Here is a 23,131-nt window from a genome sequence, read left to right as displayed (position 1 = left end):
TTAAATTATACCTTATTTTTTTGCTTAAGGTTAAACACTCTTTGTATGAATTTATACGACCATTATACTCCATGGAGTTCTTTTTTTCTTCTTTTCCCTTATACTATTAAACTTAAAAGTGAAAGTCCACCTATTGCCCATAAGACTGGAGAAATCTTAGTATATTCCCCTGTTCCTACATGGACTACGATAAATGATAAAAATTCAAAACTAAGTCCAGTACTGATACTGTATGTAAGAGGCATCATTATAACTGTGGCAAAGACCGGAAGTGCCGTTTTAAAATCATGAAGATCCAGCTCCTTCAGATTTTTAAACATATAGATCCCCACAATAATAAGAGCTGGTGCTGTAGCATAAGCCGGCACTATCCCTACAATTGGTGTAAATAATAGTGAGAGTAAAAATAATCCTCCAATGACAACTGATGCTAACCCTGTTCTGGCACCTGCTGCTATCCCCGCTGTGGTTTCTGACAGCGTTGTAACTGTACTAGATCCCATTAATGACCCCACTATTGTAGCAGTCACATCTGTATGGATCATTCTACCCAGTGATAAAATATTCCCATCTTCATCTTCCATCTTCATCTCCTTAGCACAGGCTATAAGAGTTCCCAATGAATCAAATAGATCTACAAACATAAATGAAAATATCGGTCCGATCAATGCAAATTGAAAAGCTCCTACTATATCTAATTTAAATGCAATAGGTGCTATTGAAGGTGGCATAGACATTATTTGTGTAGGAAGTTCAACGATTCCTAAAAGCATTCCCAAAACAGTGGTGGTGATCATACCTATAAGCATTCCACCTTTTATATTTCAAAGCTCTAAGAGAGCTGATATCATGATTCCTGTCACTCCTAAAACAACTGTAGGAGTAAATTTTCCCAGTGATACAAATGTTGCTGGATTAGCTACAATTAATCCCATACTTTTCAAACCTATGAAAGCTATAAAAAAGTCCGATCCCAGCTGTAGAAGCTATCTTTAGTTCCACAGGAATTGCCTGTGCTATCCTCTCTCTTATCCCGCCAATTGACATGATTAAAAAGAAAAATCCCGATATAAAAACAACTCCCAATGCTGTTTCCCAAGGAATTCCCTTTCCAATAACCAATGTATAGGTGAAAAATGCATTAAGTCCCATCCCAGGAGCTAATCCCAGTGGTGCATTTGCCCAAAAAGCTGCTATTAAACTACCAATCGCAGCAGTTAAACATGTAACAGTAATAAGAGCTCCCTTATCCATACCTGTGTCTGCCATTATAGAAGGATTTACAAATATAATATACGACATAGTCATAAACGTAGTAAGCCCTCCAATAACCTCTTGCTTTACACTCGTTCCCCTCTCGGTCAACTTAAACATTTTTTCTAACATCCTGTTTCCTCCGCCCTTAAATTTTTAGTAGATATAATCTAATAATATTATAGTTTTTTAAACTAAAAAAGGTTCTATTTTCCATTGTTTCAGAAAAACAGAACCTTTATATACATTAAAATATTAGGTATCTATCTTCTTATAGTCAGCTATTTAAGGTAGCTGGTAGAAACTTTTCGCCATATCCGAAATTTATATAAGTTTTTTATTTAGAAGTTTATACCATTTTTTTTATAAAATTACAAAAAAGTTTTCTAAACTCTATAGACTTTAGAAAACTTTTTTCTCTTTGTGGTATAATAATTTTAAAATCGATACAAAATATTTTGCCATAGGCAGGGGGTAAAGTCATGAAAATATTAGTAACTGGAGGAGCTGGATATATAGGTTCCCATACAGTGATAGAACTATTGAAGGAAAACTATGAGGTTGTTATCGTAGATAATTTTTCCAACAGTAATCCAAAGGTATTGGATAGGATAAAAGAAATTTCAGGTAAGGACTTTAAGTTTTATGAATTGGATCTATTGGATAAAGATAGTTTAGACAAAGTATTTATAAAGAATAAGATAGATGCTGTTATTCATTTTGCAGGATATAAAGCAGTAGGAGAATCGGTAGCCAAACCTATCGAATATTACCATAATAATCTAACTACTACATTTGTTTTATGTGAAATAATGAAGACCCATGGTGTTAAAAAGATCGTCTTCAGTTCCTCTGCAACTGTATATGGATTAAACAATATATCTCCACTACTAGAAACTATGCCTCTCAGTGCTACAAACCCATATGGTAGCACAAAACTTATGATAGAACAGATCCTAAACGACCTGTATATTTCTGATGATCAGTGGGGAATTGCCCTTCTAAGATATTTTAATCCCATCGGAGCCCATGAGAGTGGAAAAATAGGAGAAAATCCAAATGGTATCCCAAACAACTTAATGCCGTATATTACCCAGGTAGCTGTAGGAAAAAGAAATAAATTAAGTATCTTTGGATCTGATTATGATACCCATGATGGGACTGGAGTCCGGGACTATATCCATGTCACTGATCTGGCTATTGGTCATATCAGAGCTCTGGAAAGGTTTAAAGACCAAACTGGAATAGAAGCATATAACTTAGGAACTGGAGACGGAATAAGTGTTCTGGATCTAGTAAATACATTTATGAAAATAAATAATGTAAAGATTCCATATGAATTAGTGGATAGAAGAGCTGGAGATGTGGCTACTTGTTATGCTAACTCTGAAAAGGCTTTAAAGGAATTGAACTGGAAAACTGAAAAAACTTTAGAAGATATGTGCAAAGATTCATGGAAGTGGCAATCCAATAATCCAGAGGGATATTAGAATGAAAATTTTTGTTATTTCAGATATACATGGTTCATTATACTATCTGGATAGGGCACTCGAATGTTTTGAAAGGGAGGAGGCAGACTATATCCTGATATTAGGAGACCTCCTTTATCATGGGCCACGTAACCCTCTTCCCAAAGATTACAATCCAAAATTAGTTACTGAAAAATTAAATCTGTACAAGGATAAAATCATAGCTCTTAGGGGAAACTGTGACAGCGAAGTAGACCAAATGCTTTTAGAGTTTCCTATTATGAGTGACTTTACTAATTTATTTTTAGGAGATAAACGTATTTTTGCTACCCATGGCCACCTATTTGCAGAGGGAAAACTTCCTCTAGGTGAGGGGGATATTCTGATCTCTGGTCACACCCATCTGCCATTAGCAGAAAAAAAAGATATCTATATATTTAATCCAGGGTCTATAAGTCTTCCAAAGGGTGGTAACTCTAATTCCTACGGAATTTTAACTTCTTCCTCTTGGGAGATCAAAAATCTGGATGGTCAACTCTTTAAATCCATTATATATTAAAAAAAATCCCTTAGAATAGTGTTCTACTATTTTAAGGGATTTTTTTACTATGTATCATTTTCATCTTCATCTTTAGTTTCAATACTATCGGTATATTTTCGATCTTTTAAAATATAGTATACCAAGAGTAATATTAATTTAGCACTATTATCTGTTATTTTTTTTAATATTCCATGTTTTTCGGTCGCGACCATATGAAGTTTATATCCGGATTCCAAAATTTTAAGAACATATTTATCATCTTCCTCATAGGGTGTAAATACTAAAACTGCTGCCAAATAAAATACTATGATAGCCAATACTATTAACAATAGCATGATGTACAACATTTTAATCACCTCCTAATTCTATATTATATATATACTATATTATTTCTATTTTTCCTATAAACGCTCTAACTATCTCTGAATTATTCCTATAACAGAACCGTTACTGTAATTTATTCGTACATCTTCCCATCCTATTATATTACTCATACAAAGGGAGCTAGATCTGGGAATATCAACCCTGTCTAGAGGATAGGAAAATCCTTCCAATGTCAATGCAATAACTGGAGTAAGAGGAATAAAAGAAATAGTTTTCCCCCTTTGACCATGAATTTCCATATTTTTTTTCACCCAGAAGATAAGCTCATTCTCATCTTCATATGTAATATTCTGATACTTTTCCAAAAGGTTCAAATTAGTTAAAAAATGATCTGTTCTCCCTCCTAATCCTCCCAGGATCAGTACATCTTTATATTCAGACGTTACTTTCTCTAAAATCAACTCTCCATCTGTAAAGTTTTTGGATACAGGAAATTTTTCAAATTTTATTCCTAATTTTTCATAATGAGACCTAACCTCGACCGTGATAGAATCCAAATCACCCAATATAAGTTTGGGAATCACCCCTAAATTATAGGCATGGTTTGCTCCGCCATCTGCACAAAATATATCATATTCACTATATTTTATATTCCTATAGTAGTCTGCCTCTAAATTAACCCTCCCACTTAAAAATATTATAGCTTTTTTCCCCATAAATTCACTCCTATTACTATTACTATTACTATTACTATTACTATTCACTATGTTTATTGTCTCTGATCTTAGCTTTTAATCTTTTTTTGTATTTACCTCTATAAATACAGGTAGATGATCCGAGATCACCTTTCTTATCTCCCTATGGTTGTTGTCTGTAAAATCTACCACTCCATTTCTCCCTGTATACCAGCCACGCATCAATTCATAGGGATAAAAAATATGATCATAACTGGATGCCAGTCCATTTTTTCCTATGGTTGTCTTTTGATTGGGAGGTATCGCATCTACAATCAGGTCTCTATGCTCCAAAAAACCAGAAAAAGCATGATCATAGGAAGGAATATTAAAATCTCCTCCTATTATAACTATATTTTCTTCAGCATCCTTATCATACTCTTCTTTAAACCAATCATATACATCGATCATCTGCATAGCTTCTAGTTGTCTCTCTGTTGTTTTTTTTCCAAATATGGAATGTACCAAAACATAGGTAAACTCAAAATCTCCCATTTGAAATTTAGCTCCATATGGTTCCCTCATAAAGTTTTTTCCCCGATTTTCTTCTGGATAAAATTTACCTTTTTTTAGGAGTTTTACCCTATCTATTCTGTAAACATAGGCAAAATATTCCCGATATTTCTTACTTCCCACTGCATATGGAGAGATATGATATTTCCATTCTACCCCTGTTTGAGCTTTTAGTTCATAGATCAATTTTTTAACTGCATCTTTTTTCATAATTTCTTGGATGCCTACCAAGTCAAAAAGGGATATGATACTAGCGATCCCCTCTATTTTTTCCTGACGATAATCACTTTTCCACCCTAGATGGAGGGTATTAAAACTGGCGATATTTGCCGTCCCTCCAAAAGTAAATATACTAGTAATTATAAATATAGCTATTAATTTTGATATCTTTTTCAAAATCACCCCTCCCAGTGGTCTAGCTTAGCCTCGAAAAAATATACGAGAGGCTGAGAGCTTCTGTAAAAAAAACCTAGAAAATTAAAATTTTCTAGGTTTAAAATTTTCCTACTTAGCTCTCTCTACGTATTTCCCTGTTCTTGTATCTATTCTAATTAATTCGTCCATCTCAATAAATAATGGAACCATTAATTCATAACCAGTTTCAAGTGTAGCAGATTTAAGTGCTTTCCCTGTAGTATCACCTTTTAATCCAGGCTCTGTATAGGTAACCTTAAATACCATATGGTTTTCTAATTCTACTCCTACCGGTCTTCCTTCATAGAATAAGATATCGATAACAACCTCTTCTTTTAAATAGTTTACAGCGCCATCTAAATCTTCTTCCTGTAATCCTATCTGCTCAAATGTTTCTTGATTCATGAAGTTATATTCTCCATCATCCTCATATAAAAATTGCATAGATTGCTTATCTAACATGATGTCGTTCATCATATCAGATGCCTTTACTGTAGTTTCATTTACCCTTCCACTGATAAGATCCTTTACTTTAAAAGTGATTTCTGGAGCTCTCTGTCTCTTTCCAGATGTTGATTGGAATCTATCTGCCTTTAATATTAAAAATGGTACTCCATTTACTTCAAATGTACTTCCTGATCTTAATTTATCTGCCGATTTCATTTTTATTCCTCCATATTATTTTATCTTTTCCCTGCCAGCTGATCTTTTCAGATCAACATTTTTAACTAATTATACAATAATCCAGACGAATCTACAAGAAAAATAAGGCTTATTTATGCCTTTCATGGAAGGTTATCAGGTCATATATGTCTTTTTTTATGTACGGACTCCCCACTTTATTTTGAACTTTTTTCCACAGTTCTTTAAACTTTTCAAAATTCATCCTTTTTATAACTATAATCGATTCCTTTAAATATTTTATATCTGCCTTGCTCATCTCCATCCCGTGGAGAAGGGGTTTTTTGATCCTATAATAATTTTCATTATCTAATTCAAAATTATTATAGTAAAACCCTAAAAATTTATCGGATAAATTGTTTTCTTGATAGATAACTCTCCTAACCTCAGTAGCTATATAATCAAGGCTCAATTCTTTTTTTATCTGCCCTCTGTCTTCACCTTCAAAACTAAAGAAGGGTAAAAACACCTGGTACATATGATAAGTCCTCATGGATTTAGTCAATGCATACATTTTTTTTAGAAGGGTGTGCAATTTTTCATCCGATCTAGCCAGACCCTTATCTATTGCATATGTACTCCCTAAGTGGGTATAGAGTGTGATTGTAAAGTCTTCAGAATGAACAAAATTAATTATCTGTTCATTATACTTATTATTTTTTTTAAATTTCTTAATAAATTTTCTTGCTCTGGTCAATTCCTCATAGATCATATCTTCATTAAAAAAGTCATCTATAAAAACTTTAGGACTTATTATCAATTCATTTTTTTGTTCATCTTTTTTATTAAAGAAAAGCAGGAGGGGTCTATTGTTTAGTGTAAATAGACTCTCTAATTTTTTCTTCATACCCTCATCTAATTCCAGTTTAAACTCTAATTTCGATGTTTTTTTTATACTCTCTTTATCTTTGATATAATTGTTTTTTTTCAAAAGTTTAAAAAGGTAACTATAGTAATAATTTTTTATCCTTCTATATAGTATTTTGTCATTTTTTAAAGATGGACATTTCCTCTCCGCTATAGAGTCAAACTCTAAAAAATCCTCTAAACTTAAGATCCCCACCTTATTGATTCCAATAGCATTCCAGGTATAAACCTTGGGTATACCATAGCCTTTCAAGTCAGAGATCAATGCAACATATTGGGCTATTCCTCCACCCAGCGAGTGTCCAGTCAAAGCTATACTTTCGTGTTTTATTTTTAACATTTCATTATAAAATTCTACTCCCTGTTCCAACTGTTTTGGTTTTTTATCCACACCTAGCAGGAGATCTGTCTCTATAAAATCTTTATATGCTTCTCCAAATGAGCTGAGCTCTGTACCCCTGTAGGAGATGACTATCTGTCCGTGTTTTTTAAAAGCTATAGCATAAAAGCCTGTTTTTTCTACTCCCTGTCTATAGGTATCATTCATTATGCCTATAACTTCCCATTCACATAAAAAAGTATGAAATGTTTTTTGAAATATCTCGCTTCCCCCATAGGACCAAATTTCATTGGGAAAAGAAAGTAATCTTTCTTTGGATTTACTGTTTAAAAACAAGACCTCCTCCAAGGAAAAGCCTATGTCCTCCTTTTTAAAATAACCATATGAAAGACCACTGAGAACTAAATAATCTAATTCTGTTATCATAATTCTACCACCTTAAAATATCAATTTTAATAACACATACGTGATAAATGTTCCAAAGATACTTCCTCCAAGAACCTCTTTTGGAGAGTGAATCCGCCTCTCTATCCTGGATTGAGCCACTAAAAGAGCTATTCCAAAAGTCAATATTGTCACCACTATATTTTCTGTAGCGTAAGACACTCCTACCCACAATCCAAAAGCTATCGCTGAATGTCCACTGGGCATCCCTCCATGCAACAATCTCCCTTTTTTATAATAAGATTTAATTATAAAAACTCCAATTATTACTATAAATATTATGAGTAAAACCGCGTCTACATAGGAAGCTTTCAACAATCTAAAGACCTCAAAAGTATCTTCTTTAATTTTTTTACTAAAAATTATATAACCTATTACCAGAGCATTAATAGATACTATGAGTACTGCTCCAGCTGATATATTTTTAGCTTTTTTAGCCAATGGATGATACCTGGTTGTAGCAATATCTACTGTAGTCTCTATAGCCGTATTCATAAGTTCCGCAAAGAGTACGAGAGTTATTGCAAAAGATAAACTTTTTAAATCTGATCCTGTCACACCAAACATAAGGCTCAATATAGCTACCAAGATAGCAACAAATATATGAATTCTCATATTTCTTTCTGTTTTTATAGCTATAACTATTCCTTTTAGAGCATAGTTTACACTCTCACTGAATTTATCATTTTTAGTTATTTTTTTTGTCATAACTCACCCTCACTCTTCTTTTAGATATCTCTACTATACCCATGTTTCTCTAGAATCTCTTCCTCTTTTTTTCTCATTACCTGCTTATCCTCATCCTCAATATGGTCATATCCCAATAGGTGTAAGATTCCGTGAGTTAATACATAGTAAAACTCCCTTTTAAAACTGTGGTTGTAATCGCTGGCCTGATCCTCTACCCTCTCCAGAGATATCACTATATCACCTAGAGTCAAATAAGGCCCCAATTGAAAATCATCCTCATTATCTAGATAAGCAAATGAGATTACATCTGTAGGCTGATCTTTTCCCCTATAATCCCTGTTCACTATCTGTATATTTTCGTTATTTGTAAGTAAAAGTGACATATATATATCTTTTTCATTACTATACTCATCTTCTATGACTGTTTTTATATAGTCTTCTACAGTTTCTAGATCTATAAATTCATCGTAGCCTTCTATTCCTTTGGTTAGTTCTACCGTTATATTCATAAGAATATTTTCCCCCTAAAAGTTCCCTCGGAACTACTTTTTTATTTTTGCCCTGGATATTTTATCCTCACATGATGGATACTCATGAGTACCTTTGTAAAACTTTTGATTATAATTTCAATCTCTTTAAATGTAAGATCTGCATCTGAAAGCTGTTGCTCTTCTATTTTTGACCCTATAATTTTTCGTAACATCTTTTCTATTGTTACCGGTGTTTTTTCATCCAGTGATCTCACTGCTGCTTCAATAGAATCTGCTAACATTATTACTGCCGACTCCTTACTTTTCGGCTTTGGTCCACTGTATCTAAAATCATTTTCCTCTAAATGCGGATTGTTTTGTTTGGCCTTATTATAAAAATAAGCCAACAAGGTCGTCCCTTGATGTTCATACATAATATCCCTTATTTCCTTTGGCAAGTTGTACTCCCTTCCCATCTCATCCCCGTCTTTAGTGTGGGATGTTATTATAAGAGTACTCAGGCTAGGTGTCAGATTATTATGTGGATTTACTCCATCAGCTTGGTTTTCCACATAAAACTGTGGTCTTTTCATCTTTCCTATATCATGATAATAAGATGCCACTCTGGCCAATACATGGTTACCGCCTATAGCTTCTGTAGCTTGTTCTGATAGAGTCGCTACCATCATAGAGTGATGAAAAGTCCCAGGAGCACTCACTGATAATCGTCTGAGTAAGGGCTGAGATAGATCTCCTAATTCTAGCAGTTTTATATCTGTTAAAATATTAAATGTCCTTTCAAAGTATGGGAGGAGGGCTATGGTTAACATTCCTGTAAAAGCTCCCGACAAAAATAATACCCCACTTTTAATCAGACTGTCTATAAATTACATATTTGTAGCAACTGCCATGGTTAATACTACAAATACTTTGGTCATCCCTATATATATACCTGCATTGATAATATTAGTTCTATTTTTTATTTTTGTAATCAGATACAATGAAACTATCAAACTAAATATTTCTATAACTAAATATTCTATACTGAATCCATTTAACGGAATAGCATAGAGGATCAAAAATCCACCTATAATTAAACTGGCTTTTACGTTTATCAAAATTCCCAACAGAATAAATACAGTTTCTATCGGTAAGATATATTTCCAATTCGGATCTATAATCCTAAAGGATATGATTCCCACAACAAGGGACAGCATTATCGCGCTGTAGTATTTTTTTTTTCTTATCTCATCAAACATAAACTTTGTGCAGGTATTTTTAAATATTATGGATAATATAAACAGATAGATAAGCGTCCCCATAAATTTTATTACCTTACTGGTTCGTCCATAAAGTCCTGCATTTTTTAATATGACTATCTTATTCTCTGGAACAATCTCACCTTTTTTCAAAATTATCGACCCTGCTTTTATATGAATCGTTACATTTTTAACCTGTTCTATCTTCTTATTGAGTAATTCTTCAGTTTTTTCACTGTCTAAGATATAGTTCGGTCTGATAAAAGCTTTTATAAAAATTTCCTCATAAGAATCTAAATCCTCAACTATTTCAAATACATTATTCAACCTCAATAAATCCCCATCTTTTCTTACTCCGTATTCATACAAAGTTTTTATATCTTTTAAATATTTATCCCTTAGACTGTCCAGTTCATCGTTTGATTTTTCAAATAAATATGTAAAAAGTATAGGTGAAACCTTCGCATCAAACTCATCTTTTGTCTTTTGATAAGCTAGGTCCAAGTCCAGGTATAGTGTTTTACCCTTTTTTATTTGTTCAAAAAAACTTTCTATCCGGTGTGCAGTCTCTTCCTCTACATTCCCTACACTTATATATTCCTTTTGAGAATTTTCGAGTATCTCAGAAATTATGCTTTCCTTAGCAGCTCTATCGTTATAAACTATATCTGTAGGAGCGATTATATCCTTTCTGGCCACATCTCCTAATTTTAGATAGTCATTGAATAAATATGTATTTGCACTGACTACAGTAATCACCAAGATTAAAATAAGATATACTACTTTTTCATTGACCAATTCTTTTGCAGAATATTCCAGATCTTTAATCTCTTTTTTTATTTTTTCCTTTTTTTCAAATCCGATTGTCAACCTTCTACCAAAAAGTTCTATTTTTTTCATCCTTTGCCTCCAATATCAGCTATATGATATCATCTATGTTTTTTATATGAATATTCCTTGTTGGAATTGAGTCTATAAATAGACTCCCATATCGTTTTGTTATAATTCTATTATCTAAGATTGTTACTACACCTCTATCGTCACAGCTTCTAATGAGTCTCCCTATTCCCTGTTTAAATTTAATTATTGATTCCGGTATCTGGTATTCCATAAATGCATTTTTCCCCTCATCATTTAGATTTTCTATTATGGCCTCGACCACTGGGTCACTCGGCACTTTAAATGGTAATTTAACTATGATTACAGAGCTTAGTTTGTCTCCTTTAACATCTACCCCTTCCCAAAATGATGAGGTTCCAAAGAGTACAGGTTTACTACTTTTTTTATACATGTCCACCAGTTGATTTCTCGGTGCCTGCCCCTGGATAAATAATTCATATCCATCCTCTTCCAGTCTGTCTTTCAACATGAAGTATAGATAATTCAATGTAGAATATGAGGTAAACAATAAAAACGTGTTTCCCTTTGTCTTCTTTATTATTTTTTCTACAAAATCTTTCACCCCATCTAAAAATCCACGATCCGTAGGAGATGGAAGATCTTTTGGGATATACACCTTCATCTGCCTATCATAATCAAAGGGTGAATCAATTATCTTTTCTAAGACTCCCTCGTGGAGTCCTATAGATTTTTTAAAATATTTAAAACTACCGTTAATTGCTATAGTTGCAGATGTAAATACCATATGTTCCAAGTTAGAATATAAATTTTCATCCAGTTCATCACTTATTTTTAATGGCGTTGCTACAAATTTTACATTACTTTTTTTTTGATTCAAAGATATCCAGTATATAAAGTTTTTATCATCCATCTCCTTTATAAACTTATAGTTAGAAAAATATGTCTCCAACCTCTCTGTATATTTTATAAAATCACTTATTATTCCTGTTTCATCATCGATCTCTTTTATAACACGAGTTAAACTCTTCAGCCTTCTCATGTAAGCATTGTAAGTTAGGAGCATCTCCTCCTCCAGTCCCATCAATGTTTCCCAATGTTCCCAATGTTTTAATTCTTCCTTTCGGAGACGAAGACTAAGGTTTCCCTGAGACTGCCCTGCAAAGGCTTCTATAACCTTTAGAAAATATTCATTCCCACGGTTAGCTAGATCTATATGCCGGGATATCAGTTCCTCTACGATCTCTTTTCTTATAGAATCATACCCCTTATCTTTTATATTTCTCAAATAATTTAATAAGCCTGTATATTTACTAGAATCTTTTTTCTTTCCCAGATGATGGATGTTGTTCATAGTCTTATTGAATGAATATTTAGATGCCTCATAAGAAAAATAATCCCGGGCTACATTTTCTATATTATGAGCCTCATCAAATACTACTAAATCATAGTCTGGAAATATAGAATAATCTGTATTAAATCCAACTTCCTTTCGAATGGAAAGATCAGCAAAAAACATATGATGGTTGGTGATCAAAACATCTGCTTTTTTCTTCTCCTCCCTGGATTTTAAAAAGAAACAGCTCTCCTGAAAAGCACACTTACTCCCTGCACAGATATCTGTCTCACTCATAAATTGCTCCCAAACTATATAATCCACCTCAAATGGAAGTTCTCCCTTATCTCCATGTTCAGTGGATTTAAACCATTTCAATATATAGCTCACCTGATCTTTTTGAGAGCTGCTCATATCATCGATCTCTGAGCTCCCTCCGATCCCTATATTAGCTGCCTTCCTATTACACAAATAATTTCCCCTGCCTTTGACCAAAACATAGGTAAATTTTTCAGGCAATAATTTTTTAACTATGGGTATATCTTTGTGGAGGAGCTGCTCCTGCAAGTTTATAGTATTCGTTGTAATTATCACTTTTTTTTCATTTTTTATAGCCCACTCTATACTGGGTATTAAATAAGCCAGAGTTTTACCTGTTCCTGTTCCTGCTTCTACAACAACCTTAGTTTTATTGTTGAGCCCCTCTTCGATATGCTTTGCCATATGAAGTTGTTCCTCTCTATATTCAAAGCCTTTAAATATTCCTGACAAAAGTCCTTTCTCTTCAAAATATGGTCCTATATCTATTTTTTTTATCTCAGTTTTATTTATCTCTACCATTATATAAATATCGTCTACAGCATTGTTTACAATATATGAGGCACCATCTTTTTGGTCTGAATACAGGAAAGCCACAGCTACATCTGCATCAGATGGGTATAGATATCCCGAAGGATGGTTATGAATTATTACTTCTCTTTTTTTCATCCTCTTCAGGAGAGCAGGAACAGATCCTTTATTCCCTCTGGCAACCACCTCTATCTCATCCACTATCCCCTCACTATTTGGGATGCCACGAAAAAACACCTCATTTCCATGGGCATTCTCAATTTCTTCTTTCATCTTCTCTATTATCTCTTCTGAAATTTTTTCTAATATCATTATTTATTCACCTTCTATTCTCCTATTATACCACAAAATACAAGAAACGGGATGTTTCATCTGCTCAGGTAGAATGCGATTTTTTTTTAATTTTTTTTTGATAAAAATTTTTATATTTTCCCTACATTGTATGATTAAATGCAAAAAAAAAGGTTTAAAAAAACCTTTTTTTTGTCGCAGAGACACAGATTAAAAACTTTCTTTGACCCTGACTATCGCAATATTCTATGTTTACGATAGTAAACTAATAGTATATTGGTGATGCCCACATCGGGTAAAATCTGACTTTAACTCTTCCTTCTTAACGAAGTAGTAATGGTTAGTATTTTAAGCGAAGTTTATAGTCATTGAGCTACAACATAGAAGTCTTAAAATCTGTTTTTTTTTCTGCGTAATCTACAGGAATATTGAGATTGTAATTTCAAACAATCTCTAATATCTGACTAAGTTCAACTACAGAGTTATATTCATAACTCTAAGTTTCAGCTATGCGACTAAAGTTTTTTTCTTTTTTCTTATAATTTGAACTTAACAATAAATTATCTAACCTTGAAAAATCGTATGATTCTTCAATCTGATTTATTAGATACTTAATCATTAAAATTTGTCCTAATAACTTTTTAGAATTAATATTGTTGATTTCTTTGGCATGCATTAATGCATTATATTCTCTTATCAAGAAACATATTATATATTAATCTTGTAGAACCAAAAGTCTTATGAATTAATATTTCTTGTTCCTTAGTTGGTAATATTCTAAACTTAAAAGCTTTGTTATATTTTTTCATAGATTTTCACCTCCTATATAGTACATACACATTATTATAACATATATTATATAGATATTGAAGGAGAAAAATATATGATAGTCTCAAGATGGAATTAATTATAAAACCTTTACTCTTCATCTCCCTCTTAATAGAAGAGGGAGTTTTCTAGCAAAATTAAATAAAAAAACCAACCCTGGTACGCATAGAAAACCATTAAGCGTGGCTGGTATAGTTAATAGCTATCTTCTTTTAATTTTTAATTGATCCTAAATATTCCTTCAATCCTTCCGCTGTTTCAGGATTCCTCATCCCAAACTCTATATTGGCTTTCAGCAGTCCCAACTTACTTCCTATATCATATCTTTTCCCTTTAAATTTATAAGCACTGACATCTTCTCCACTTTTTATCATAGCCAGGATAGAATCTGTAAGCTGAATCTCTCCTCCCACACCTGCTTTTTGATTTTCTAAATGTTTAAAGATATCACTTGTCAATAGATATCTACCCAGACAAGCCATCTTAGATGGAGCATCTTCTAACTTTGGTTTTTCTATGAAGTCTGACATCAAGACAGTATCTTCATCTAAATTTTTGATTGGTTTTACTATCCCATATTTAGATACATCAGCATCTGCTACTTCCTGAACTCCTATAACACTGTTGCCATATTTTTCATAGTTTTCAATGAGTTGTTTGGTTACTGGTTTTTCTTCATTGTACATAATGTCATCACCTAGGGCTATGACAAAGGGTTCATTTCCTATGAATGGTTTTGCCTTCAAAATAGCATGACCTAGTCCCAGTGGTTTATTTTGTCTCACATAAAATATATTAGCCATAGACGATATATGTTTTACCTTTTCTAGTAGTTCCAACTTACCTTTTTCTTCCAATGTCTTTTCTACCTCGAAGGAGTAATCAAAGTGATCTTCTATGGAATTTTTATTTCTACCAGTTACTATGACGATATCCGTTATCCCTGATTCCACCAATTCTTCCACTATATATTGAAGAGATGGTCTGTCTACGATAGTGAGCATTTCCTTAGGTTGAGCTTTAGTTGCAGGCAGTACTCTAGTTCCCAGCCCCGCTGCCGGTATAACTGCTTTTGTAATTTTTTTCATATTCATTCCCCCTTTTAATATAAAAATTATAACCTTTTTTCTTTGCCACTAATTCCTTTGTATTTATTTTAATTATACCATAAAAAAAAGAGGTAAATACCTCGATAAAAATTAACAATCATAGCATGCGGATCAAATCTGATTAATAACTAGGATTCCCACTGATTTAAAATCAAAAACTTCAGCACTAAGTATATGAGATAAAGAGTTACACTAAGAGAATCTTTCTTTTGGAGCCTGACTATCGCAATATTCTATGTTTACGAGAGTAAACCAATAGTATATTGGTGATGTCCACATCGGGTAAAATCTGACTTTAAACCAAAGTTTATAGTCGTTACGCTTCAGCAGTACTTTTCCTACAATGACGATCGTGACTAAAATCTGCCCCTATCTGCGATTAAAGCTTTTATTTTCCCTCCATTATCAATTACACATTATCAATTTTCAATCATCCTCTCTCATTGCCCTCCTGTGCCCTCCCAGAAAGTTCCCCTTGTAATTGTACCTCTCCCTTTGAAATATGGCAAACCACGAGGTCTTAAACCCGTTGGGGCTATTAGGATTGAGAGGTGGAAAAGTAGAAGGGGCCACCCATGAGCCTTAAGGGGGTCATAAGTAGCCTTATTTCTTCTAAAAATTACTGCATTCTATAACATATCTATATCTCCCTCCTTTTTTGATCAATCGCACCAAAATCCCTAATTTATCTAAATGAGTCAATGATCTTTTTATCCCACTTATAGATATCTTTATATTTTTACTATAATCTTTCATTGAAAACTCAAACTCTTCATTAGTTTCAAGCATCATTCTAACAAGGAGTAGTTTATCTACCTTAGATAGATCCTTTCTAAATAAGATATCTTTCATATGAATAATGGAATTTGATTTATTTTTAACAAACATATATTTCACCTCCCATAAATTTTAAAATTCTTCATCACTAATTTATAAATTTTTCCTGCTAGAGCACAGGAGTCTTTTTTTGTCGCAGATTACACAAATTTAAAATCATAGAACGCGGATGACACGGATCTAAAGGATTCACACAGATCAATCTTTCTCTTTGATTTAGAACCTTCTATCCTTAACACAGAGACTCACTGAGTCGAGATTAGAGGTTCACAGAGTTTTCTCAGTGTGATCTTTTTTTCCCTCTGTGTATCTCCGTGTCCATTTTTTTTATCTTTTTTTTGGTTGAAATCTGTCCCTATATGCGTAATCTGCGACTAAAGCTTTTATTTTTTCTTAATTGTCAATTGTACATTGTACATTGTACATTGTACATTAACTCTTTCCCTTTCACCTCCGTATTCACTATCATCTTCAAATAAAGTAGATAGAGGCTGAAGAAAAAATATAGAAATTCAGATTTTTCTTGAAAGACTTCATCCTTTAAACTTTGAAATATCAATTTTTCCAGATGAAAGAACTCCTCCTCGATAGTTTTATCTACAGGAATAAGTTTTTGCCTGGCCTTCATAAACTCCTCCCAATATTCATGACTCAGAATAACCTTGGTAGATTCTCCCAGCAAAGATCTGAAAGCAGAAATATAATCTCCTACAATCCTACTAAATATCTTCTGGGTTTGAAGATCCATAGAATAGATCTTCTGCCTCTGAATCAGATGAAAATAATGAAATAGTTCATGATTTCTCACCACATCAATTTTTTCTTTATTCCTTCTGATATTCATCAAAAAGGGTAGTGCTGTTTCAACTATCCTGACTATCTCTCGGGTACCCAAACTACTCAGCTATATCTGTATAATTATCGATATAATATTGGTATGCTTCTACCTCTATCATTCTAATCTCTAAATTTTCTAAGGTAGTCTCTGCTCTGTCTACCTCTTTTTGTACCGTTTCTTTCCATTCAGTATAGTCGGTATAATTAGAATAATCTGGCATAGGTTCTCCTGCTGATTCTTTTTCATTTAGAAATTCAAGGGTAGCCTTGTCATCAGAAATCTCTTTTAAATATGCACCCTTTTTTTCATAAGTTTTAATAATTCTGGCAGCGTTTTCTGACAATACAATTTTCTTTTCTTCTATTGTACTCATAACCTAACCTCCCTTTACTTAAAAAAACAATAAGATGGCAAAAATTAAAATTTATAGAAAATAATCTCTCCACGCAGAGACTCACAGGAGTCTTTTCTTTTTTGTCGCAGATTACACAGATTAAATTCTTTTTTTTATTGTTTAAAATCTACTTTAAAGCTCTCCTCCCAAATATCCTCACTCCTAAGTAAACCCAGGCTCCTCTTATCCAACTCATTCCATCTTCTCTACATATTTTTCGAAGTAAAGTATCTGCTGTTTTTCTATATGAAGGTGTTATATATCCATCTCTAATTAATTGATATAGACAATCATGGAGGAGGGAACCTCTCATGAAGTTTTGTGTATCTATAGCAGGACCACTTGCACCATCCCAACAATACCCTTTTAAAATATTTAAATCCAGAGTTTTTTCACTGAAGGTAAAATATTTTTCTTTAATTGGTTTAAGTAATTTAGATTTTAGGATGGTAAAATTTTCTTCTTGTAGAAGTTTATATTTATATTTTTTATCAGTTATAGATTTATATTTCATAGGTTATCACCTCTTTTGAAAAGTCTGCTTTACTGGTATAGATAAAAAAATTTGCCGCTAATTACGCGAAGGTTAAAACCTAAACCCTTACACTAAGCTCACTAAGGAAAAACTAGAAAGTTCACTAAGTGAATCTTTCATTTTGAGCCTGACTTAGATCTGACTTTTTTTGCCACCAATCTACACTAAGGATATACGAGTATTAATATTGATTATGATTATTATCAATATTAAATGTATAATTTTCTACTGCTACAACACAGGAGTCTTTTTTTTGTCGCAGATTACACGGATTTTTAAATCTATTTTTTCTTGACCCTGACTTATAACTGACTAAGGTCTGATTTTATCTTCTGACCTTTTTTTGACACAGAGATTCACTGAGAGTCAGATGAGAGAACACTGAGATAAAGTTATCTAAATCTTTTATAACTCTAGAGTGAAAGAATTCATTTATTATAATTCATCCGATTCATTATTTTTTATTTTTATTAAATTTTCTTTCAGATCTCCTAATTCATTTGTAATTATATCCCACTCTATATCTTGTGCGACTTGAAAATATTGATGTATTACAAAATTTCTCATTCCTATTATTTCTCTCCATGGAATTTCAGGATATTTTTCTTGTATTTCATCAGGAATTCTATTCATAGCCTCCCCTATTATTTCAAGATTTCTTTCAACAGCTTGTCTTACTAATCTATTTTCTTCAAATTCATCATAAGACATTCCTTTTGTATCTTCTCTAATATAAGAAATAGACTGTAAAGTATCTTCTACTCTCAATTTCCATTTACGAGACATATATTACACTCCTTAAGATTTCTTCTTTTAACTCTGCCCTTAAATCTTTCTCCCTACATAAATCCACTTCTTTTTTTAACAAATCTTCTAGATAAAATTTTAACCCAAAGTAAGATCTTGAAATTCTAGAGACCTTTTTAAATTTAACAAGTATATCTATATCACTATTTTCATTTTGAATTCCTTTTGCATATGATCCAAAGATACCTATCTTATCTATCCCAAAAGATTTTATAGTTTTTTCATGTGTTTTTATTATTTGGATTATCTCTGTTCTATTCAAATTTCTACCTCCAATATTTTCTTTATTTATTACTACAGTATACCATAAGTAGGAGTCTTTAAACACAAAAATAGAACCTAGAAAAATTCTAGATTCTATCTCTTTTTCATCATTATTTTCACTAATTAAAACATTCTTGACCCTGACTAAAATCTGACTAAGGTCTGATTTTAGCTTCTGACCTTTTTTCTTGGTTTAAAGCGAAGTTTATAGTCGTTCCGCTTCGGCAGTACTGTTTCTACAATGACAATCGTGTATTACTTGCCCCTTAACTTCTTAACTTCTTAACTTCTCTACATCTTCTTCTTTTAATCCTGTTTTTATCGCTATAGTTTTATTATCTAAAATATCTAATAAATTCTTAGCTATGTCTAGTTTTTCTTTTTGTTTTCCTTGTTCTATTCCTTTTCCCAATCCATCATTTAGAGCCTTTTCCAATGCACTAGCTCTGTCTTTATTAGCTTTTTCCCTTAGGTTATAAAATTCTCTTTCCTTGTCATCATTACTTAATCTTATCAACTCTGTTTTAGCTTCTCTTACTTCTTCTGAACTCATCTCTATATTCTCTTTTTTTGTCGCAGATTTCTCAGATTCTACAGATTTCTGTAATACTACTCTTTCTATTTCTAAACTTTTATTCCTAAAATTCAGAAGAATCCCGACTTCTTTTCCTGTAGCTTTTAAATAATTAGCTAATTGAGCTTTATGAATCCCCATTATTTTAGATACACATTTCAACTCTAATATTATTTTATCTTCTACTATTATATCAGCTATATAGTCACCAATATTTTTTTCTTGATATTCTATTTTAATTGCTTGTTGTTGCACTGCTTTTATATTGTTTTTCTCAAATAATACCATTAAACCATTTTCATATACCTTTTCTAAAAATCCATTACCTAATTCTCTATGAACTTCCATAGATAAATCTATAATTTTATACGATAAATCTTTATATAAAAATTCTTTCATAACATCACCTCAAAAAAATCTGTGATAATTTGCGTAATCCGCGACAAAATAGGGAGTTATGCTCTTCTACACCAAATATTTTTTTAAATACAAAGTCTACCTTAGGATCTAATAATTGTTTCATAATTTAATTACCTCCTCGCAATATTCTATGTCTACGATAGTAAACTACTAGCACAATGGTGATGCCCTTTACGGGTATGTTCTCTTCCATATTATACCATAAAAAAAAGAGGTGAAATACCTCTATTTAAAATCAAAATATTTTTTGTCACTAATTACACGAAGGTTATACTCTCCTGCTAGAGCTCAGGAGTCTTAAAACCTTCTTTTCTTGACCCTGACTAAAATCTGCTTTTCTCTGCGTAATCTGCGACTAAAGTTTTTTATCTTTTTTCGTGTCCGTTTGTGCCATTCGTGACTTATTTTTTACTTTTCTTAATTTCCCAACTCCGCCTTCACTACCTCAGCTATCGCCACGGCTACTGCATCTACCTGAGTTTGATCCTTTCCTTCTACCATTACTCTAACCAATGGCTCTGTTCCGGAAGTTCTCACTAACACCCTTCCCATTCCATCCATCTCTTTTTCTTTTCTCTTTATGATTTCCTTTATAGTTTCATTTTCATTCCAGGTATTTTTCTTAGAATTTTCTACCCTCACGTTGATTAAAACTTGGGGCCAATCTACTATTCCTGAAACCAATTCATCTATAGTTTTCCCACAATCACGCAATGCTTCCACTAATTTTAAAGATACTAAGACTCCATCACCGGTAGTATTATAGTCAGCCATTATAATATGTCCAGACTGTTCTCCTCCGAGATTTAATCCCTGATCTTTCATCTTAGCTATCATATATCTATCTCCTACATTGGCTCTGACCAAGGTAACACCTTTATCTTCCAAGTATTTTTCAAATCCCATATTACTCATAACTGTAGTTACTACTTTATTTTCATTCAATTGACCATTTTCTTTCATATCCAAAGCCAATATAGATATAATCTTATCCCCATCAATAATTTTTCCATTTTTATCTACTGCAATGAGTCTATCGGCATCGCCGTCATAGGCTAGACCTAGATCAGCAGAATACCCTACTACAACTTTAGCTAATATTTCTGGGTGGGTAGATCCGCATTTCACATTTATATTCGTCCCATTTGGAAGATCATTGATAGATACTATCTCTGCTCCCAATCTAGAAAATATAGATCTAGCTAACTTAAATGCTGCTCCATTGGCTGAATCTAAGATTATCTTCATCCCTGAAAAATCTCCCTTTACAGTAGACAGTAAATAATCTCTATAAAGAAAATAATCATCCTCTTCCATCATTACCTTTCCAACCAGGTCTCCTGCTACATATTCTTTGGATATCTCATCATAATTATCCATCAAGGCTTCTAATTCCAATTCTATCTCATCGGGAAGTTTACTTTCATTCCTTCTAAATATTTTTATCCCATTATCCTTAGCAGGGTTGTGAGAAGCTGATATCATTATCCCTGCATCTGCATTTTTTTTACGGGTAAGATAAGCCACTCCCGGAGTAGGGAATACACCTACATAGGTAATATGAATACCCATAGAAGATAAGCCAGCTATAAGAGCAGATCTTAACATATATCCTGAGATTCTGGTGTCGCTTCCTATCACTACATCTATCTTCTTTTTATCTGGATTTTTTTGCTTTAAATAATAAGCCAAGGCATAACCTAACTTAGTAACGATTTCAACTGTAAGTTCCTTATTAGCTTCTCCACGAATACCGTCTGTTCCAAAATATTTTTTCATTGCTTCACTCTCCTTATATATTATTTAATAAATTTAAATGTATCACAGATTTCTAAAATCAAACCCTTTACACTAAGATCACAAAGGAAAAACTAGAAAGATCACTAAGAGAATCTTTTTTATCTCTGTCACGAATTACACGAATCTACAATACTCTACTGCTAGATCACAGGAGTCTTTTTTTTGTCGCAGATTACACAGATTACTCAGATTAAAAACCATAGAACGCGAATCTCTATTGAGATACACAGAAAAACTCTAATTTACACAGATTAAATTCTTTTTTCTTGGTTTTAGCCTAAAACAAAAATCTGTGATCATCATAGACCTTTCCGTGTATGCAACAGCATCCGTGTTCTATGCTTTTTTTAATTCTTTATTGACCCTAAATATTCCTTCAACCCTTCCGCTGTCTCTGGATTCCTCATCCCATATTCTATATTAGCTTTCAGCAGTCCCAACTTACTCCCTATATCATATCTTTTCCCTTTAAATTTATAAGTACTTACATCTTCTCCACTTTTTATCATAGCCAGGATAGAATCTGTAAGCTGAATCTCTCCCCCTACACCTGCACCTTGTTTTTCTAGGTGAGCAAAGATATCACTGGTCAATAGATATCTACCCAAGCAAGCCATCTTAGATGGTGCATCTTCTAATCTTGGTTTTTCTATGAAATCTGACATCAAGACAGTATCTTCATCCAAATTTTTAATGGGTTTCACTATCCCGTATTTAGATACATCACCATCCGCTACTTCCTGAACCCCTATAACACTGTTACCGTATTTTTCATAATTTTCAATCAACTGCTTGGTTACAGGTTTTTCCTCGTTGTACATAATATCGTCACCTAGGGCTATGACAAAGGGTTCATCTCCTATGAATGGTTTTGCCTTCAAAATAGCATGACCCAACCCCAATGGTTTATTTTGTCTCACATAAAATATATTAGCCATAGACGATATATGTTTTACCTTTTCCAATATTTAGTTTCATTTGCTTCTTTAAGTGCAATACTTAATTTAGATATGAAATCTTTCTTACTCTGCGCTTCAACACCTTCAGCTATATTAGCACCAACACTAGTTCCAGAACGTAATATTTGCTTAGACATAATATATTCTTTCTTTTCAGATCTCAAGAATTTATATAAATTTATAATTCGCAGTGCAAATTTAAAACTTTTTTCTTCAATTACATTATTTATCCTCATATTTCTACCTCCATAAATAATAAAAAGTACAGAAAATAGATTGCTATTTCTGTACTCTATATGGTGGTCGTGTTTGTCAAACAGTTTATGAAAAAACTTAAGCAATTTTTTGAGTACCAAAATATACCTTAGCAGGTGTTTCATAATCTAAAGAACTATGTCCTCTATCGTTATTATAAAAATTAATATACCTTTT

At 32.7% G+C, this 23,131-nt stretch carries 22 protein-coding genes, 3 pseudogenes and 1 riboswitch; of the genes and pseudogenes, 2 read left to right on the top strand and 23 right to left on the bottom strand.

What is annotated here, in order from left to right; all coding sequences use genetic code 11:
• Positions 1–98 precede the first annotated feature (98 nt).
• Positions 99–1,386, bottom strand: a pseudogene (locus V5784_RS07430) (NCS2 family permease).
• A gap of 122 nt (positions 1,387–1,508) precedes the next feature.
• Positions 1,509–1,606, bottom strand: a riboswitch (purine riboswitch).
• Positions 1,607–1,736: 130 nt separating this feature from the next.
• Here V5784_RS07430 and galE point away from each other — a divergent pair.
• Both galE and yfcE read left to right on the top strand, forming a co-directional pair.
• Positions 1,737–2,744: a UDP-glucose 4-epimerase GalE gene (gene galE, locus V5784_RS07425; protein WP_336888396.1), complete on the top strand. Its 1,008-nt coding sequence runs from the start codon at positions 1,737–1,739 to the stop codon at positions 2,742–2,744.
• A gap of 1 nt (position 2,745) precedes the next feature.
• Positions 2,746–3,282 carry a phosphodiesterase gene (gene yfcE / locus V5784_RS07420; protein ID WP_336888395.1) on the top strand — a complete coding sequence of 179 codons (537 nt, stop codon included), beginning with the start codon at positions 2,746–2,748 and terminating at the stop codon, positions 3,280–3,282.
• Positions 3,283–3,329: 47 nt separating this feature from the next.
• Here yfcE and V5784_RS07415 read toward each other — a convergent pair whose 3' ends face one another.
• The 22 genes and pseudogenes from V5784_RS07415 to V5784_RS07310 form a co-directional block, all read right to left on the bottom strand.
• Positions 3,330–3,611 carry a hypothetical protein gene (locus V5784_RS07415; RefSeq protein WP_336888394.1) on the bottom strand — a complete coding sequence of 94 codons (282 nt, stop codon included), beginning with the start codon at positions 3,609–3,611 and terminating at the stop codon, positions 3,330–3,332.
• A 69-nt stretch (positions 3,612–3,680) separates the two neighbouring features.
• Entirely contained in the window at positions 3,681–4,304 is a 624-nt protein-coding gene (locus V5784_RS07410) for a thiamine diphosphokinase (protein ID WP_336888393.1), read from the bottom strand.
• Between the two features lie 75 nt (positions 4,305–4,379).
• Complete coding sequence (locus V5784_RS07405; RefSeq protein WP_336888392.1) at positions 4,380–5,231, bottom strand: endonuclease/exonuclease/phosphatase family protein; 852 nt, start codon at positions 5,229–5,231, stop codon at positions 4,380–4,382.
• A gap of 108 nt (positions 5,232–5,339) precedes the next feature.
• The gene (gene efp / locus V5784_RS07400; protein WP_336888391.1) at positions 5,340–5,912 is read right to left on the bottom strand and encodes an elongation factor P; all 573 of its coding nucleotides are present in this window, start codon (positions 5,910–5,912) and stop codon (positions 5,340–5,342) included.
• A gap of 109 nt (positions 5,913–6,021) precedes the next feature.
• A complete protein-coding gene (locus tag V5784_RS07395) occupies positions 6,022–7,563 on the bottom strand; it encodes an Mbeg1-like protein (protein ID WP_336888390.1) in 1,542 nt (513 codons plus the stop codon).
• 12 nt (positions 7,564–7,575) lie between these two features.
• Positions 7,576–8,289, bottom strand: a complete 714-nt coding sequence (locus V5784_RS07390) for a diacylglycerol kinase (protein WP_336888389.1) — start codon at positions 8,287–8,289, stop codon at positions 7,576–7,578.
• 20 nt (positions 8,290–8,309) lie between these two features.
• The gene (gene ybeY, locus V5784_RS07385; protein ID WP_336888388.1) at positions 8,310–8,780 is read right to left on the bottom strand and encodes an rRNA maturation RNase YbeY; all 471 of its coding nucleotides are present in this window, start codon (positions 8,778–8,780) and stop codon (positions 8,310–8,312) included.
• A gap of 41 nt (positions 8,781–8,821) precedes the next feature.
• Positions 8,822–9,592 (bottom strand): HDIG domain-containing metalloprotein, encoded by a 771-nt coding sequence (locus V5784_RS07380; protein WP_336888387.1) that lies wholly within the window; start codon positions 9,590–9,592, stop codon positions 8,822–8,824.
• Positions 9,593–9,628: 36 nt separating this feature from the next.
• Entirely contained in the window at positions 9,629–10,900 is a 1,272-nt protein-coding gene (locus tag V5784_RS07375) for a hypothetical protein (protein WP_336888386.1), read from the bottom strand.
• A 19-nt stretch (positions 10,901–10,919) separates the two neighbouring features.
• Positions 10,920–13,355: a helicase C-terminal domain-containing protein gene (locus V5784_RS07370; RefSeq protein ID WP_336888385.1), complete on the bottom strand. Its 2,436-nt coding sequence runs from the start codon at positions 13,353–13,355 to the stop codon at positions 10,920–10,922.
• A gap of 662 nt (positions 13,356–14,017) precedes the next feature.
• Positions 14,018–14,143: a helix-turn-helix domain-containing protein gene (locus V5784_RS07365; protein ID WP_336888384.1), complete on the bottom strand. Its 126-nt coding sequence runs from the start codon at positions 14,141–14,143 to the stop codon at positions 14,018–14,020.
• Positions 14,144–14,374: 231 nt separating this feature from the next.
• Positions 14,375–15,250 carry a UTP--glucose-1-phosphate uridylyltransferase GalU gene (galU, locus tag V5784_RS07360; protein WP_336888383.1) on the bottom strand — a complete coding sequence of 292 codons (876 nt, stop codon included), beginning with the start codon at positions 15,248–15,250 and terminating at the stop codon, positions 14,375–14,377.
• A 633-nt stretch (positions 15,251–15,883) separates the two neighbouring features.
• Positions 15,884–16,159 carry a hypothetical protein gene (locus V5784_RS07355; protein WP_336888382.1) on the bottom strand — a complete coding sequence of 92 codons (276 nt, stop codon included), beginning with the start codon at positions 16,157–16,159 and terminating at the stop codon, positions 15,884–15,886.
• A gap of 349 nt (positions 16,160–16,508) precedes the next feature.
• On the bottom strand, positions 16,509–17,003 hold the full coding sequence (locus V5784_RS07350) for a hypothetical protein (RefSeq protein WP_336888381.1): 495 nt from the start codon (positions 17,001–17,003) through the stop codon (positions 16,509–16,511).
• Position 17,004: 1 nt separating this feature from the next.
• Positions 17,005–17,319: a hypothetical protein gene (locus V5784_RS07345; RefSeq protein ID WP_336888380.1), complete on the bottom strand. Its 315-nt coding sequence runs from the start codon at positions 17,317–17,319 to the stop codon at positions 17,005–17,007.
• Positions 17,320–17,467: 148 nt separating this feature from the next.
• The gene (locus V5784_RS07340; RefSeq protein WP_336888379.1) at positions 17,468–17,854 is read right to left on the bottom strand and encodes a DUF1353 domain-containing protein; all 387 of its coding nucleotides are present in this window, start codon (positions 17,852–17,854) and stop codon (positions 17,468–17,470) included.
• A gap of 456 nt (positions 17,855–18,310) precedes the next feature.
• Positions 18,311–18,661, bottom strand: a complete 351-nt coding sequence (locus V5784_RS07335; RefSeq protein ID WP_336888378.1) for a DUF86 domain-containing protein — start codon at positions 18,659–18,661, stop codon at positions 18,311–18,313.
• Positions 18,651–18,944: a nucleotidyltransferase domain-containing protein gene (locus V5784_RS07330; RefSeq protein ID WP_336888377.1), complete on the bottom strand. Its 294-nt coding sequence runs from the start codon at positions 18,942–18,944 to the stop codon at positions 18,651–18,653. The genes V5784_RS07335 and V5784_RS07330 overlap by 11 nt, the downstream gene beginning before the upstream one ends.
• A gap of 276 nt (positions 18,945–19,220) precedes the next feature.
• Positions 19,221–19,919 carry a GxxExxY protein gene (locus tag V5784_RS07325; RefSeq protein WP_336888376.1) on the bottom strand — a complete coding sequence of 233 codons (699 nt, stop codon included), beginning with the start codon at positions 19,917–19,919 and terminating at the stop codon, positions 19,221–19,223.
• Positions 19,920–20,357: 438 nt separating this feature from the next.
• The gene (gene glmM, locus V5784_RS07320) at positions 20,358–21,719 is read right to left on the bottom strand and encodes a phosphoglucosamine mutase (RefSeq protein WP_336888375.1); all 1,362 of its coding nucleotides are present in this window, start codon (positions 21,717–21,719) and stop codon (positions 20,358–20,360) included.
• 368 nt (positions 21,720–22,087) lie between these two features.
• Positions 22,088–22,719: pseudogene (locus tag V5784_RS07315) on the bottom strand (UTP--glucose-1-phosphate uridylyltransferase); the annotation flags it as partial.
• Between the two features lie 42 nt (positions 22,720–22,761).
• Positions 22,762–22,935: pseudogene (locus tag V5784_RS07310) on the bottom strand (four helix bundle protein); the annotation flags it as partial.
• Positions 22,936–23,131 lie beyond the last annotated feature (196 nt).

Origin of the sequence: Psychrilyobacter sp. (assembly GCF_037132775.1) — a bacterium.
Lineage (GTDB): Bacteria > Fusobacteriota > Fusobacteriia > Fusobacteriales > Fusobacteriaceae > Psychrilyobacter.
This window is presented reverse-complemented; position numbering and strand designations above follow the sequence as displayed.